The sequence below is a fragment of the Stenotrophomonas sp. FR024 genome (assembly GCF_047500745.2).
GTDB classification, from domain to species: domain Bacteria; phylum Pseudomonadota; class Gammaproteobacteria; order Xanthomonadales; family Xanthomonadaceae; genus Stenotrophomonas; species Stenotrophomonas maltophilia_A.
In genome coordinates, this window is the sequence record NZ_JAXAXM020000008.1 from 127,014 (window position 1) to 141,874 (window position 14,861).

General features: G+C 65.7%; 11 protein-coding genes. 6 read left to right on the top strand and 5 right to left on the bottom strand.

Annotated features, from left to right (window positions below; translation table 11 throughout):
- Nucleotide 1: 1 nt before the first annotated feature.
- The 4 genes from fdhE to fdnG form a co-directional block, all read right to left on the bottom strand.
- Nucleotides 2-985, bottom strand: coding sequence for a formate dehydrogenase accessory protein FdhE (fdhE, locus tag ACMZ91_RS11175; RefSeq protein WP_414576915.1), 984 nt, complete (start codon nucleotides 983-985; stop codon nucleotides 2-4).
- A 271-nt stretch (nucleotides 986-1,256) separates the two neighbouring features.
- Nucleotides 1,257-1,904: a formate dehydrogenase subunit gamma gene (locus ACMZ91_RS11180; RefSeq protein ID WP_014038337.1), complete on the bottom strand. Its 648-nt coding sequence runs from the start codon at nucleotides 1,902-1,904 to the stop codon at nucleotides 1,257-1,259.
- Nucleotides 1,901-2,818 carry a formate dehydrogenase subunit beta gene (gene fdxH, locus ACMZ91_RS11185; protein ID WP_012481154.1) on the bottom strand — a complete coding sequence of 306 codons (918 nt, stop codon included), beginning with the start codon at nucleotides 2,816-2,818 and terminating at the stop codon, nucleotides 1,901-1,903. The genes ACMZ91_RS11180 and fdxH overlap by 4 nt, the downstream gene beginning before the upstream one ends.
- A gap of 10 nt (nucleotides 2,819-2,828) precedes the next feature.
- Entirely contained in the window at nucleotides 2,829-5,897 is a 3,069-nt protein-coding gene (gene fdnG / locus ACMZ91_RS11190) for a formate dehydrogenase-N subunit alpha (protein WP_157355529.1), read from the bottom strand.
- Nucleotides 5,898-6,187: 290 nt separating this feature from the next.
- On the opposite strand from fdnG, the gene gmk reads away from it, so the two are divergent.
- The 5 genes from gmk to recG all read left to right on the top strand — a co-directional run bounded on the left by gmk (nucleotide 6,188) and on the right by recG (nucleotide 12,215).
- Nucleotides 6,188-6,853 (top strand): guanylate kinase, encoded by a 666-nt coding sequence (gene gmk / locus ACMZ91_RS11195; RefSeq protein WP_014038334.1) that lies wholly within the window; start codon nucleotides 6,188-6,190, stop codon nucleotides 6,851-6,853.
- Nucleotides 6,854-6,963: 110 nt separating this feature from the next.
- A complete protein-coding gene (gene rpoZ, locus ACMZ91_RS11200) occupies nucleotides 6,964-7,263 on the top strand; it encodes a DNA-directed RNA polymerase subunit omega (protein WP_005410877.1) in 300 nt (99 codons plus the stop codon).
- Nucleotides 7,264-7,369: 106 nt separating this feature from the next.
- Complete coding sequence (locus ACMZ91_RS11205; RefSeq protein WP_019661980.1) at nucleotides 7,370-9,532, top strand: RelA/SpoT family protein; 2,163 nt, start codon at nucleotides 7,370-7,372, stop codon at nucleotides 9,530-9,532.
- Nucleotides 9,533-9,709: 177 nt separating this feature from the next.
- On the top strand, nucleotides 9,710-10,096 hold the full coding sequence (locus ACMZ91_RS11210; RefSeq protein WP_005410875.1) for a RidA family protein: 387 nt from the start codon (nucleotides 9,710-9,712) through the stop codon (nucleotides 10,094-10,096).
- A gap of 7 nt (nucleotides 10,097-10,103) precedes the next feature.
- Nucleotides 10,104-12,215 carry an ATP-dependent DNA helicase RecG gene (gene recG, locus ACMZ91_RS11215; RefSeq protein WP_171956635.1) on the top strand — a complete coding sequence of 704 codons (2,112 nt, stop codon included), beginning with the start codon at nucleotides 10,104-10,106 and terminating at the stop codon, nucleotides 12,213-12,215.
- A 78-nt stretch (nucleotides 12,216-12,293) separates the two neighbouring features.
- On the opposite strand, the gene ACMZ91_RS11220 is transcribed toward recG, so the two are convergent.
- The gene (locus ACMZ91_RS11220; protein WP_065428848.1) at nucleotides 12,294-13,622 is read right to left on the bottom strand and encodes a Fic family protein; all 1,329 of its coding nucleotides are present in this window, start codon (nucleotides 13,620-13,622) and stop codon (nucleotides 12,294-12,296) included.
- A gap of 224 nt (nucleotides 13,623-13,846) precedes the next feature.
- Between ACMZ91_RS11220 and ACMZ91_RS11225 the strand changes: the two genes are divergently transcribed.
- Nucleotides 13,847-14,785, top strand: coding sequence for a nucleoside hydrolase (locus ACMZ91_RS11225; RefSeq protein ID WP_049461738.1), 939 nt, complete (start codon nucleotides 13,847-13,849; stop codon nucleotides 14,783-14,785).
- The last annotated feature ends 76 nt before the right edge of the window (nucleotides 14,786-14,861 follow it).

The following is a 14,861-nucleotide window of genomic DNA, read 5'->3' on the forward strand; positions in this document are numbered from 1 at the left end:
CTCACTCGCCGTCGGATTGCCACAGCAGCGGATTCTGGCTGGCACGCGCATAGCCCTCCTCTGCCAGCAGCAGATCCAGCGCCAGCGTGCCGAGGTCATCGGCCACCGGCTCCAGCGACGGGTCTTTCTCCAGATACAGGATCTTGCGATAGCTGTGGCAGTGGTCGCAGGTCTCGGCACGGACCGCGCTCTCGCGCACCGCCTCGCCGCTGTCGCCGTCCACATCGGCCAGGGCGCGATAGGCGATGTCCTTGCCGGCGGCACCACACTGGCTGCACTGCACGCGGACGTAGTGCCACTGGCAGGCACACAGCGAGCACGACAGGTAGCGGTAGGAGGCATAGGGCGGCCGCGCCTGCACCACGCTGACCACCGGCAGGGTGCCGCACAGCGGGCACAGCCCCGGTGCATCGGCCAGCGGCTTCAGCTCGGTGGGCCGGAAGCTGTCCGCCAGCACCGTCCAGTAGACCTGCAGCGCGTTCATCACCAGCAGCGCAGCCACCGCATCCACCGACGGCGCGTCATCACGCTCCAGTACCGCATGCGCCTGCGCATCCAGCCACCCGTCATCGGCAGCAGCAACGCGCTGCAGTTCCTGGCGGGTTTCCGCCGGCAGGCCGGCTTCTTCAGCGCAGTGCTGGCATAGCGTGCGCAGCCAGCCGCGCCAGCGTCCATCCAGCTGAAGTGTGTTGGCGGGCCGCAACGGCATCCCGGCGCCGGCCGCCGCACTCGACTGCTGTGCACGCGCCTGTGCCTGAAGTTCCTCGCGTTGCTGCGGTGTCAGATCCTCCAGCAGCGCCTGCTGCGCATCGGCCAACGCCGCCAGCAGCTGCAGGTAACCACCGATGGCACTGTGTGCAGCCAGACTGCGCAGGCGGTCCGCACGTCCGGCAAACAGCGACGCGGTATCGGGCAGGATGATGCGCGGAACATCGCGCGAGGCCAGCGTCTCGATCTCACCGGGTTCAAGGATGCGTTGCGCCATGCAGGGCCAGCCAGAAGAACCAGGCTCCATCCTCGCCGTTGTCGACGCTGGCGTCCAGCGTGTCGAGGCAAAGCAGTCGAGCATCGCTCGACTCTACAAAAGCCGGCTTCGATCATTGCCATGTTCATCGTGTCGACCAAGGTCGACACCCACCAAAAGCACCGCGGACCTGTCGAGGGCGACCGGACCCACCCCGCCATTCCTCAGGAAACCCGCTCTTGACGTTGATGTTGACGTTGATCCAGCGGGTGCAGGGCCGCAGGCCCTGCCGCTAACCCTGTTCCCGCCGTCCGCGCAGGATGTCCCGGAACCACTGCCGGTGATGCTTGTACGCCCACCCGTAGGTCACCTTGCCCTGGGTCATCGCCCGCACCGAGCCCTTGATCCAGATCGCTGCATAGATGTGCACCACGATCGCGCACACCAGCACCCAGCCGAACAGCGCGTGGGCCAGCACCGAGAAGCGGATCACCCCGATCGGGAAGAAGTGGCTGAAGTACTGCCGCCAGATCACGAAGCCGGTCAGCAGCAGCGCCGACAAGCAACCGATGATCGCCCAGAACAGCAGTTTCTGGCCGGCATTGAAGCGGCCCACCGGCGGCAGCTTCTCGTCCTCGTTGCGCAGTACATCGCGCATGCCGCGCATCCACTTGCCATCGTCGGCGGTCGGCAGATTGTCGCGCCACATGCGGAACGCCAGCAGCGCAAAGCCGACGACCATGGCCAGGCCGATGAACGGGTGCAGGATGCGCGTCCATGGCCCACCGCCAAACAACTGGGTCAGCGGGAACAGGGCAGGGTGGAACAACGCCAGCCCGGACAGCGCGGTCAACACGAAGCAGATCGCCACAATCCAGTGATTGATGCGGGTCGGCGCGCGGTAGCGGATGATCTGCCGCGGGTGCGGGGCGTACTTCATGGCCGCTGCTCCTCTTCGATCTTCTTCGCCTCGTGCTCGGCTTCCTCTTCTTCCTCGTCATTGACCGTGTTGCGGCCGATGCCGATGTAATGCAGGAAGCCGGCGAAGGCGGTAGCGGCAATCGCCAGCACGCCCAGCGGCTTGGCCACGCCCTTCCACACCTCCACCATCGGGCTGATGCGCGGGTCCTTCGGCAGGTCGGCATACAGTTCCGGCTTGTCCACGTGCTGCAGCACGTACATCACATGGGTGCCGCCCACACCCTGCGGGTCGTACAGGCCGGCGTTCTCGTAGCCGCGCGATTTCAGGTCTTCCACGCGGCCGGCGGCATGCTCGGTCATTGCCTGCTTGCTGCCGAAGGTGATCGCGCCGGTCGGGCAGGTCTTCACGCAGGCCGGTTCCTGGCCCACCGCCACCCGGTCCGAGCACAGCGTGCACTTGTAGGCCTTGTGGTCCTTCTTGGATATGCGCGGCACGTCGAACGGGCAACCGGTCACGCAGTAGCCGCAGCCGATGCAGTTCTCTTCCTGGAAGTCGACGATGCCGTTGGCGTACTGGATGATCGCGCCCGGCGACGGGCAGGCCTTCAGGCAGCCCGGATCGCTGCAGTGCATGCAGCCTTCCTTGCGGATCAGCCACTCCAGCTTGCCCTTCTCGTCCTCGTACTCGCGGAACTTCATCACCGTCCACGACTGTTCGCTCAGGTCGGGCGGGTTGTCGTAGCTGCCAACGCAGCTGCCGACCTCGTCGCGCAGATCATTCCACTCCATGCAGGCGACCTGGCAGGCCTTGCAGCCGATGCACTTGCTCACATCGATCAGCTTGGCGACCTGGCCGGTGTGCGCGCCACGCGCCTCCGGCGAGGGCGTGGTGGTGGCCGAGCGGCGGATGATGTCCAGGGATTGCAGTGACATGGCGTGTCTCCTACACCTTCTCGACCTTGACCAGGATGCACTTCGATTCGGGCGTCTGCGAATTGCCGTCACCGATGGCGTTGGTCAGCGTATTGGCGATGTATCCGGGCTTGGCCGCACCGAGGAAGCCCCAGTGGATCGGCACGCCCACCTGGTGCACAGTTCTGCCATCAATCTGCAGGGCCTTGATGCGCTTGGTCACCATCGCCACCGCTTCGATATGCCCGCGCTTGGAACTGACCCGCACGCGGCTGCCGTTGTTGATGCCCAGTTCGTCGGCCAGGGCCGCGCCGATCTCGACGAACTGCTCGGGCTGGATGATGGCGTTCAACTTGCCGTGCTTGGTCCAGAAGTGGAAATGCTCGGTCAGGCGGTAGGTGGTGGCTACATGCGGGAACTCGTCCGGCGAACCGATCTGTGCGCGATCGCTGGCGAACACGCGCGCCGCCGGGTTGTTCAACGTCAGTGCCTGACCGGGGCTGAGCGGGTTGCTGCGCAGCGGTGTATCGAACGGTTCGTAGTGCTCCGGGAACGGCCCTTCGGCCATGCCGGCCTTGGCGAAGAAGCGGGCGATGCCTTCCGGATTCATGATGAACGGGCCCATGCCCCCGGCGGGATCTTCATCGGCCTTGAAGTCCGGCACGTCCACGCTGCCCCAGTTCTTGCCGTTCCAGGCCAGCAGCGTGCGCCGCGGATCGAACGGCTGGCCGGCCACGTCACACGAGGCGCGGTTGTACATCACCCGGCGATTGGCCGGCCACGCCCAGGCCCAGCCCAGCGTGTTGCCGATGCCGGTGGGGTCGCTGTTGTCACGTCGCGCCATCATGTTGCCGGTCGGGCCCCAGGCGCCGATGTAGATCCAGCAGCCGGAGGAGGTGCTGCCGTCGTCGCGCAGGTCGCCGAATGCCGCCAGCTGCTCGCCGGCCTTGCGCACCAGCTTGGTCGGGTCCTTCGGATCGAACACGTCGGCCAGTGCCTTGCCGTTGTATTCCATCGCCAGTTCTTCCGGCGTCGGCAGTTCCGGGTTGGAGTACTTCCAGGCCAGGTCGCGCACCGGCTCCCACCACGCACCGCCGTCCTTCTCGTACATCGCCTTGATGCGATGGAACAGCTCGGACATGATCTCGATGTCGCTGCGCGCTTCGCCCGGCGGATTGGCCCCCTTCCAGTGCCATTGCAGCCAGCGCGAGGAGTTCACCACCGCGCCGTTTTCCTCGGCGAAGGAAGTGGTCGGCAGGCGGAATACTTCGGTCTGGATCGTGCTCGGGTCGACGTCGTTCAACGCACCGTGGTTCTGCCAGAAGGCAATGGTCTCCGTCTCCAGCGGGTCCATGCTGACCATGAACTTCAGCTTGGAGAACGCACTGATCAGCTTGCCCTTGTTCGGCGCCGAAGCCAGCGGGTTGAAGCCCTGGCAGATGTAGCCGTGGATCTTGCCCTCGTTCATCAGCTCGTACGCCTGCAGCATGTCGTACGGCTTGTCGAGCTTGGGCAGATGGTCGAAGCACCAGTTGTTGTCGGCGGTAGCGGCGTCGCCCCACCACGACTTCATCAGGCTGACATGGAACTTCGGGTAGTTCTGCCAGAACGACATCTGGTTGGCGCGCAGCGGCTTCTGCGTGCGCTTGGCGATGTAGGCGTCGTAGTCCTGCTCGTCCTGTTTCGGCAGCGTCAGGTAGCCGGGCAGCAGGTCGGACATCAGGCCGATGTCGGTCAGGCCCTGGATGTTGGAATGCCCGCGCAAGGCGTTCATGCCACCGCCGGCCACGCCGATGTTGCCCAGCAGCAGCTGCACCATGGTGCCGGCACGCACGTTCTGCGCACCGATCGAATGCTGCGTCCAGCCCAGCGCGTACAGGATGGTCATCGCCTTGTCCTTGCCGGCGGTGGACGCGATCATCTCCCAGACCTGGCGGATGCTGTCCGCCGGCGTCCCGCAGATGCGTTCGACCATCTCCACGGTGTAGCGCGCGTAGTGCTGCTTGAGCAGGGTGTAGACGCAGCGCGGGTCCTTCAGCGTCGGGTCGCTGCGCACGAAGCCATCGTCACCGTAGGCGTAGTCCCAGCTGGAGCGGTCGTAGCTGCGCTTCTCTTCGTTGTAGCCCGAATACAGGCCGTCCTTGAAGGCGAATTCATCCTTCACCAGGAACGACATGTCGGTGTAGTTCAGCACGTACTCGTGCTGGATGCGGTCCTCGGTCAACAGGTAGTTGATCAGACCGCCCAGGAACACGATGTCGGTGCCGGTACGGATCGGCGCATACACGTCGGCCACCGCGGCCGAGCGGTTGAAGCGCGGATCGACCACGATCAGCCGGGCCTTGTTGTGTGCCTTGGCCTCGGTCACCCATTTGAACCCGCACGGGTGTGCCTCGGCGGCATTGCCACCCATGATCAGGATCAGGTCGGCATTCTTGATGTCGACCCAGTGATTCGTCATCGCACCACGGCCTAGCGTCGGGGCAAGACCTGCCACCGTCGGGCCGTGTCAGACACGTGCCTGGTTGTCGAATGCCAGCATGCCAAGGGAGCGCACGACCTTGTGGGTCAGCACCGCGGTTTCATTGCTGGTCGCCGAGGCCGCCAGCATGCCGGTGGTCAGCCAGCGGTTGACCGTCTGCCCGGCCTCGTTCTTCTGCACGAAGTTGGCATCGCGGTCTTCCTTCATCAGCCGCGCGATGCGGTCCAGCGCATCGTCCCAGCTCAGCCGCTTCCACTCGTTCGAGCCCGGCGCGCGGTACTCGGGGTAGAGCAGGCGTGACTTGCTATGGATGATGTCGGCCAGGCCGGCACCCTTCGGGCACAGCGTGCCGCGGTTGACCGGATGGTCCGGGTCACCCTCGATATGGAAGATGCTCGGCTCGGCGTTCTTGGCGCCATCGCCGAGGCTGTACATCAGGATGCCGCAGGCCACCGAACAATACGTACAGGTGTTGCGGGTCTCGGTCGCACGGGTCAGCTTGTACTGCCTGACCTCCGCGAGCGCGATGCCGGGCGCGAAGCCCATCAATGCCAGGCTGGAGCCGACCAGGGTTGTCCCGGTCACTTTCAGGAACTGGCGGCGGCTCATCGATGGCATGCCGTTCTCCTGGGATGGCGGGGAGGCGCAGGCCTCCGGGCTGTCGTTGGGTACGGCCCGGTTATAGCACAGGCCCCCGGATGCCCATGTGGCACAAGGCCCCGCGCCTGCCGGACGGGCGCGCAACGCGGCCGCTCTGGTAAAGTTGCGTGCCCGCACCCCGGGGAAGCGTCTGCCGGGCCTGGTTCCAGGATGTTCCGCGCAGCCCCCGCCGTCCTGGCGCGATCCTCCGCGCCGGATCTGGAACACCGAGGAAAAATTTTGCGAAATCAACCCGTTGGATCCCCCGCATGAGCGCCCCGTCGAAGCCGTCGGACGCCGTTGCGCGCGGCACGCTGTACATCGTTGCCGCCCCTTCCGGCGCCGGCAAGAGCAGCATCGTCAATGCCACCCTGGCGCGTGACCCGCAGATCGCCCTGTCGATCTCCTTCACCTCGCGCGCGATGCGCCCGGGTGAAGTGAATGGCCAGCACTACCATTTCGTCTCTGCGGAGAAGTTCGAGGAAATGATCGCCGCCGGCGACTTCTTCGAGCATGCCTGGGTGCACGGCGACTGGAAGGGCACCGCCCGCCAGTCGGTGGAGCCGCAGCTCGCCGCCGGCCAGGACGTGCTGCTGGAAATCGACTGGCAGGGCGCGCAGCAGGTACGCCAGCTGGTGCCGGGCACGGTCACCGTGTTCATCCTGCCGCCGTCCAAGCAGGCCCTGCAGGACCGCATGCGCAAGCGCGGCCAGGACAGCGAGGCGGTCATCGCCCAGCGCCTGGGTGCCGCCCGCGATGAAATGCTGCACTTCAACGAGTTCGACTACGTCATCGTCAACGAGGTGTTCGACACCGCCGTGGACGAACTGTGCGCCATCTTCACCGCCAGCCGCCTGCGCCGGGAGGCCCAGAAGGTCCGCCACGCTGGGCTGATCCAGGCCCTGTTGACCCCCGATCCGGGCGCAACTGACTGATTCCAAAAGAATCGGGTAGGGGTTGGCTTGATTTTGTCCAGCCCCTGCCAGTACACTCCGTCCCCTTTCCCTCATTCGACTGAGCGGCCGACCGGTCGCCGGGAGCCCGTATGGCCCGCATCACCGTAGAAGATTGCCTGGAAGTCGTTAACAACCGTTTCGAACTGGTCATGATGGCTTCCAAGCGTGCCCGCCAGCTCGCCAACGGCGTGCAGGCCACGCTGGACAACAGCGAGACCGAGGACAAGCCGACCGTGCTGGCGCTGCGCGAAATCGCTGCCCGCAAGATCGACAACGCGCTGATCGACGAAGTCGAGAAGGCCGAGCGTGAGCGCGCCGAGCGCGAAGCGCTGGAGTGGGCTGCCGCGGAAGTGGTCGCCGACGAAGACATGTCCAAGAACGACGATTGATCGCATCGATCAACGCAATCGTTGGATGTGCCGAACAGCCCGCCCCGTGCGGGCTGTTTCGCATTCAGGATTTGCCGTAAACGTCGCGCTGGAATAGGCTTCGGGCATGAACCCAGGCCCCACTGCCAAGGTCGCCGCAGCCCCCGCTGCCGCCGTACCCGACTACGTCCTCCAGCTTGAACGCGCCGCCCATTACCTGCCGCCGGAACAGCTGCCGCTGTTGCGCCGTGCCTGGGAAGTCGGAGCCGCCGCACACGCCGGGCAGACGCGCAAGTCGGGCGAGCCCTATATCACCCATCCGGTGGCCGTGGCCCAGGTGCTGGCCGAGCTGGGCCTGGACGTGGAAGCGCTGATCGCCGCGATCCTGCACGACACCATCGAAGACACCCCGCTGACCCGTGAGGCGCTGGCTGCCGAGTTCGGCGAAGCCGTGGCCGAACTGGTCGACGGCGTCACCAAGCTGGACAAGCTGAAGTTCCGCGACCGCCAGGAAGCAGCCGCCGAGAGCTTCCGCAAGATGCTGCTGGCGATGTCGCGCGACCTGCGCGTGATCATGATCAAGCTGGCCGACCGCCTGCACAACATGCGCACGCTGGGCGCGCAGAGCCGCGAAGCGCGCGGCCGCATCGCCCGCGAGACGCTGGAGATCTATGCGCCCATCGCCCAGCGCCTGGGCATGAGCCTGGTCAAGAGCGAGCTGCAGAACCTCGGCTTCAAGGCGCTGTATCCGTGGCGCCACGCGATCCTGGAAAAGCACATCCGCAGCCAGCCGGTGGTCCGCCGCGAAGCGCTGGCGCAGGTAGAAGTGCAGCTGTCGCAGCGGTTGGCGAAGGAAGGCATCGAGCACCGCCTGGTCAGCCGCATCAAGACCCCGTGGAGCATCTACAACAAGATGCGCGACGAGAACAAAACCTTCGACCAGGTGATGGACGTGTTCGGCTTCCGCCTGGTGGTGCGCAGCGTGCCCAGCTGCTACCACGCGCTGGGTTCGGTGCATGCCACGTTCAAGCCGCTGGATGGGCGTTTCCGCGATTTCATCGCCATTCCCAAGGCCAACGGTTACCAGTCGCTGCATACGGTGCTGTTCGGGCCGTATGGTTCGCCCATCGAAGTGCAGATCCGCACCGAAGAGATGGACCTGATCGCCGAACGTGGCGTGGCCGCGCACTGGACCTACAAGTTCGGCGGCGATTCACCGAACAGCGCGCAGAGCCGCGCACACGCCTGGATCGTTGAACTGATCGACTCGCAGCGTGCCGCCGGTTCCTCGCTGGAGTTCCTCGACAACGTCAAGGTCGACCTGTTCCCGGACGAGGTCTACCTGTTCACCCCGAAGGGCAAGATCCTGGCCCTGCCGCGCAATTCCACCGCGCTGGACTTCGCCTACGCCGTGCATACCGACGTCGGCAACATGGCCGTGGCCTCGCGCGTGGACAAGAAGCTGGTGCCGTTGCGCACCAAGCTGGTGTCGGGCCAGTCGGTGGAGATCATCACCGCACGCTCGGCCACGCCGAAACCGCAGTGGCTGGAATTCGTGGTTACCAGCAAGGCGCGCACCGCCATCCGCCACCAGCTCAAGCAGCTGGAGCACGAAGACGCCGTGCAGCTCGGCCACCGCATGCTGGACCGTGCGCTGGAAGCGATGGATTCCTCGTTGGAGCGGCTGCCGAAGGGGCGCCTGGATGCGTTCCTCGCCGAGCACCGCTTCCCGCGCCTGGAGGCGCTGCTGGCCGAGGTCGCACTGGGCAACTGGATGCCGACGCAGGCTGCACAGGCGCTGATGGCCTACGCCGAACTGCGTGGCGGCCCGCATTCGCGCCACCACTCGCAGGAAAAGATCCTGATCAACGGCAGCGAGCGCGGCGTGGTCACCTTCGCGGGCTGCTGCCAGCCGATTCCCGGCGACGAGATCATGGGCTACCACACCGCCGGCAAGGGCATCGTGGTGCACCGCATGGACTGCCCGAACCTGGCCGAGCTGCGCAAGTCGCCCGAGCGCTGGGTGCCGATCGGCTGGGACACCACTGTTTCCGGCGACTACGACACCTCGCTGGTGGTGGAAGTGGAGAACGGCACCGGCGTGCTGGCGCAGCTGGCCGCCGCCATCGCGCAGAGCCATTCCAACATCGAGCGGGTGGACTACCTTGACCGTGATTTCAATGCCGCCGTGCTGGCGTTCAACATCCAGGTGCGCGACCGCAACCATCTGGCCGAAGTGATGCGCCGCCTGCGCCGGCTGTCGGTCGTGCAGTCGGTACGCCGCCAGTAACGAGAACCCGGTAGTGCCGGCCGCTGGCCGGCAACTTCGCGGTGCTTCCGACGTTCATGGGTTTGCCGGCCAGCGGCCGGCACTACCGAAACGGCGCGGTAGATCCACGCCATGCGTGGATGCGCCCCCAGCCGGTACAATCACCGCTCTGTTTTCCCCCAAGCACCGGAGCGACCCATGTCCCGCCAGATCATCAACACCGAAAAGGCCCCCGCCGCCATCGGCCCGTACTCGCAGGCCGTGCGCGCCGGCAACACCGTGTACTTCTCCGGCCAGATCCCGCTCGACCCGGCCACCGGCGACATCGTCGGCGCCGGCGACGTCGAAGCACAGGCCCGCCGCGCCTTTGACAACCTCAAGGCCGTGGCCGAAGCCGCTGGTGGCTCGCTGGACAAGGTCGTGCGCCTGGGCCTGTACCTGACCGACCTGGGCGAGTTCGCCAAGGTCAACGCGGTCATGCAGGACTACTTCCAGGCCCCGTACCCGGCCCGTTCCACCATCGAAGTGTCCGGCCTGCCGAAGGGCGCCAACTTCGAGGTCGACGCGGTGATGGTCATCGACTGACCGCCACGTGGCACGCAAGGCGGCGGTCACCCCGGTCCTGTCACCGTCCGGCGAAGCATCCCTGGCGATGCTCGCGGGCGTCGGTCCGGCCGTGGCCGCCAAACTGCAGGCGCGTGGCCTGGCCACCCTGCAGGATCTCTGGCTTCATCTGCCGCTGCGCTATGAAGACCGCACCCGGCTGACCCGCATCGAAGACCTGCGCAACGGCGTACCGGCGCAGGTGGAAGGGCGGGTGGTCGCGGTCGAGCGCGGCATGCGCTACCGGCCGATGCTGAAAGTGGCGGTGGAAGACGAAGGGCGGGGCACTTTGGTGCTGCGCTTCTTCCACTTCCGCCAGCAGCAGGTCGGCCAGTTCGCGGTCGGCAACCGGCTGCGCTGCTTCGGCACGCCCAAACCGGGCCAGCTCGGCCTGGAAATCGTCCACCCCAGCTACCAGGTGCTGGGCCGCAACGACGATCCCGAACTCGGCGACCGCCTCGACCCGGTGTATCCCACCGTCGAAGGCGTTGGCCCGATGACCATGCGCAAGCTGATCGGCCAGGCGCTGGACCGCCTGCCCGAGGAAAGCGCGCTGGAACTGCTGCCCAGCGGCTGGCTCGATGGCCTCGGCCTGCCGTCACTGCGCAGCGCGCTGCTGACCGTGCACCGGCCGCCACCAGATGCCGATCTGGCCGCGCTGGCCGCCGGCACCCACCCGGCGCAGCGCCGCCTGGCGATGGAAGAGCTGCTGGCCCACCACCTCAGCCTGCGTCGCCAACGCATCGCGTTGCAGGCACACCATGCGCCGCCGCTGGCCGGTCCTGGCAAGCTGGCCAAGGCGCTGCTGAAGCAGCTGCCGTTCGCGCTCACCGGCGCGCAGGCGCGCGTGTTCAAGCAGATCCGTGAAGACCTCGCGCGGCCCAGCCCGATGCTGCGGCTGGTGCAGGGCGATGTGGGCTCCGGCAAGACCGTGGTCGCCGCGCTGGCGGCGATGCTGGCGGTGGAGCAGGGCAAGCAGGTTGCGTTGGCTGCGCCCACCGAGCTGCTGGCCGAACAACATCTCAACAACCTGCGCGGCTGGCTGGAACCGCTCGGTGTGCGCATCGCGTGGCTGGCCGGCAAGGTCACCGGCAAGGCGCGCGCCAAGGTGATGGAGCAGGTCGCCAGCGGCGAAGCGCAGGTGGTGGTTGGTACCCACGCGCTGATGCAGGAGGCGGTGGTGTTCCAGGATCTGGCGCTCGCCATCGTCGACGAGCAGCACCGCTTCGGCGTGCACCAGCGCTTGGCGCTGCGCGACAAGGGCGCGGGCGGCAACAGCGTGCCGCACCAGCTGGTGATGACCGCCACGCCGATTCCGCGCACGCTGGCGATGTCCGAATACGCGGACCTGGATGTGTCGGCCATCGACGAACTGCCGCCGGGCCGTACCCCGGTGCAGACCGTCGCGCTCAACAACGATCGTCGTCCCGAGCTGATCGAGCGCATCGCACTGGCCTGCCAGGAAGGGCGGCAGGTGTACTGGGTGTGCACCCTCATCGAGGAAAGCGAAGAACTGGATGCCACCCCGGCGCAGGCCACCTACGAATCGCTGCAGGCGCTGTTGCCGGGCGTGCGCGTGGGGCTGGTGCATGGCCGTCTGAAAGCCGCCGAAAAGCTGGCGACGATGGTGGCGTTCAAGGCCGGCGACATCGACCTGCTGGTGGCCACCACGGTGATTGAAGTGGGCGTGGATGTGCCGAACGCCTCGCTGATGGTGATCGAGAATGCCGAGCGCCTCGGCCTGGCCCAGCTGCATCAGCTGCGCGGCCGCGTCGGCCGTGGTTCTGCGGTATCGCGCTGCGTGCTGTTGTACCAGGCTCCGCTTTCGCAGATGGCGCGCGAGCGCCTGCAGACCATGCGCGAAACCAACGATGGTTTCGTCATTGCCGAAAAGGATCTGGAACTGCGCGGCCCCGGCGAACTGCTGGGTACGCGCCAGACCGGCCTGGCCGGATTCCGCATTGCCGATCTGGCCCGCGACGCCGGCCTGCTGCCCGGCGTGCATGACCTGGCCGAACGCCTGCTGGCCCAGCAACCCGCGCTGGCCGATCGCGTGGTGCAACGCTGGATCGGCACCGCCGTGCGTTACGCCTCGGCGTAAGTGGCGGGGTCAGACCCCTTTGCGCAGCAAAGGGCTCTGACCCAATCCCCGGGACGCTCATCCCCGCATGGCGTAGATCTACAGCGCCAAACGTTCCGACAGGCCGGGAAGCACGAGATACTCGGAGGCCTTCCCGACGCGCTCTTTGCTGACAAGCCCGGAAGCCACCAATCCGTTCAGATCCTTCAATGCGGTCGGATAGGTAATGGTGTGTGCCGCCTGGTGGCTGGCGACGGTGTAGGTCCGGTCAGGATCCTTCAGCGCGTTGGCCAGCAACGCGCGCTGACGATGATTGAGAGGCACACCGCCAAGCCGGGCGGTTCGCAGCACGCGTCGCGCTGCCTGATCCTCCGCATGCTTCCTGGCGATATAGGCATGCAAACCCTGGATCGATTGCTCAATCGCCTCCAGTTGTTGCGCCACGAAGTAGCCAAGATCCCGGTTGTCGCTTTCGGTGTAGAGGTAGGCCCGCATGTACTTGCCTGGGGACTTCTTCAAGACGCTGGAAATGGAGAAGTACTCGGTCATCCAATATCCGGCATTCATCATCGCCCAGTAGAACAGTGCGCGTGCCGTACGGCCATTGCCATCCACGAAAGGATGGTCATAGCCAATCTGGAAATGCAGTGCGATGGCTTTGGCGACAGGATGGATGAACGGTGTGCTTTCCTCATTGATGAACGTGCACAGCCGCTCCATCCGTGCGGGCACTTCCTCGGCCGGAGGAGGGATGTGCAGCAGCGTAGGTGGTGAGCCGCGATCGAAGATCGCAACGTTGTCTTCGGCGGTTCTGAAACGCCCGCTGTCGGTTGGAAGCTCCAGCGTGCCGTCGGTGAGGATGCTGTGCAGCTCCAGAATCTCGCCGGGAGTGATCGGGCGTATGCCGCGCTCGCGGATCACGTTCATTGCCACGTAGTTGTTGTAGATCATGCGCTCGGACTGGTCGCGCGGCGCACGGCCTGTGCTCAGCATTTCCTTTGCCACCGCCCGCGTGGTCGAGGCGCCCTCCAGCTGCGATGAGGTCATCGCTTCCTCGATCAGCGAGCGGATCAGGAACCGTCCTTGGCCGCTGGCAGCATCCACACCCTTCACCGAGCCTGCGGCCTCCCGATCAATGTAGTGCAGGTGCCGCTGCATTGAATCGGTAAGTGCCAGCTTGAAGGGTTGCTGCGTCTTGTCCAGCAACAGCGGTAGCGGCTTCAGCAATGCTGCGCGCGTCCACGTGATGCCCAGCCACCACTGCTCCGCGTTCAGGCCCGCCGGTGGCGCTCTGTGGCGGACTTTGTCCCAGTGCTCATAGGCGCCGTTCACCTCGGGCCCGATCCGGGCGTCCAGGATGGTACCGAGGGTCTCCATGTACTTCCGGGTGAGGGTTGCCAGATCGGGAGCTGGCGCGGGCAGCTTCATGGTTTTTTTCTATAGAATGTTCAACAGTTTTTATAGCAAATGATGTTGGGCGCTCCAAGCGAACCGAACTAAATCTGTTCATGTTCGTGAGTGCGTTGGGCGGGGGCGTTGGTGGGGGCAACGGATCCAACCCTCTCCACTACATCTTTGCCGCCGGGGCAGACCGGTATTGCAACGGTCATCATCCCGGTCCACACTTCGTTGCCGATCTGAAGACGGCAACGATGACCCACAAGATCCCCCTGTTGATCGACACCGACCCCGGTGTGGACGACGCCCTGGCCCTGCTGATGGCCTTTGCCGATGAACGGCATGACGTGGTCGCCCTGACCATCGCCGCCGGCAATGTCGGCCTGCAGTACACCGTCCGCAACGCCCTCAAGCTCTGCGACATCGTCGGCCGCACCGACGTACCGGTGTTTGCCGGCAGCCCGGATCCCCTGCTGCATCCCTCCGTTGACGCCGCCCACGTGCATGGCCGTGACGGCTACGGCGACGTGGACCTGCCGCCGCCGAGCCGCCAGGCTGAAGCCGAGCACGCCGCACTGGCCATCCTGCGCCTGTCGCACGAGCACGCCGGTGAACTGATGCTGGTGATGCTTGGCCCGCTGACCAACCTGGCCCTGGCACTGAAGCTGGACCCGACCCTGCCCGAGCGCATCAAGCGCATCGTGGTGATGGGCGGTGCGGTCACCTGCCACGGCAACATCACCCCGGCGGCCGAATTCAACATCGCGTTCGATCCGGAAGCGGCGCACGTGGTGTTCACTTCGTTCAAGCACCTGCTGGTGTCGGACTGGGAGGCCACCGTCGCCCATGGCCTGCCGCTGCAGGATGCTGAAAAGTGGCTGCAGGCTGATTCCGATCGCGCCCGTTTCTACGAGCTGATCTCGCGCAAGACCCGTGGCCTGTCCGAGGACAGCAAGGGTGGCCGCTGGTATACCGCCGATGCGGTCGCCATGGCCTGGGCGCTGAACCCGGAAGGGCAGCTGCAGGTCGAGTCGCGCCCGCTGAACGTGGAGCTGAACGGCACGTTCAGCCGCGGCGCCACCATCGTCGATTGGAACCGCCAGACCGGCCAGCCGGACAACTGCGATCTGCTGATGGCCTACGACCAGCAGCGTTTCGAGGCCCTGGTGCGCCAGGCCCTGGGTGCGGACTGACGTCGATTGACCGGCACCGGTTGCCCCGGGCGGCAACCGGTGCTTATAATGCCGCTCTTGACCACCAGCCCATTTA

Coding starts and splice junctions, on each gene's coding strand:
- ACMZ91_RS11225 (WP_049461738.1), top strand. CDS start 13,847: ATGACCCACAAGATCCCCCTGTTGATCGACACCGACCCCGGTGTGGAC.
- rpoZ (WP_005410877.1), top strand. CDS start 6,964: ATGGCCCGCATCACCGTAGAAGATTGCCTGGAAGTCGTTAACAACCGT.
- ACMZ91_RS11205 (WP_019661980.1), top strand. CDS start 7,370: ATGAACCCAGGCCCCACTGCCAAGGTCGCCGCAGCCCCCGCTGCCGCC.
- fdxH (WP_012481154.1), bottom strand. CDS start 2,818: ATGTCACTGCAATCCCTGGACATCATCCGCCGCTCGGCCACCACCACG.
- ACMZ91_RS11220 (WP_065428848.1), bottom strand. CDS start 13,622: ATGAAGCTGCCCGCGCCAGCTCCCGATCTGGCAACCCTCACCCGGAAG.
- ACMZ91_RS11180 (WP_014038337.1), bottom strand. CDS start 1,904: ATGAAGTACGCCCCGCACCCGCGGCAGATCATCCGCTACCGCGCGCCG.
- ACMZ91_RS11210 (WP_005410875.1), top strand. CDS start 9,710: ATGTCCCGCCAGATCATCAACACCGAAAAGGCCCCCGCCGCCATCGGC.
- fdhE (WP_414576915.1), bottom strand. CDS start 985: ATGGCGCAACGCATCCTTGAACCCGGTGAGATCGAGACGCTGGCCTCG.
- gmk (WP_014038334.1), top strand. CDS start 6,188: ATGAGCGCCCCGTCGAAGCCGTCGGACGCCGTTGCGCGCGGCACGCTG.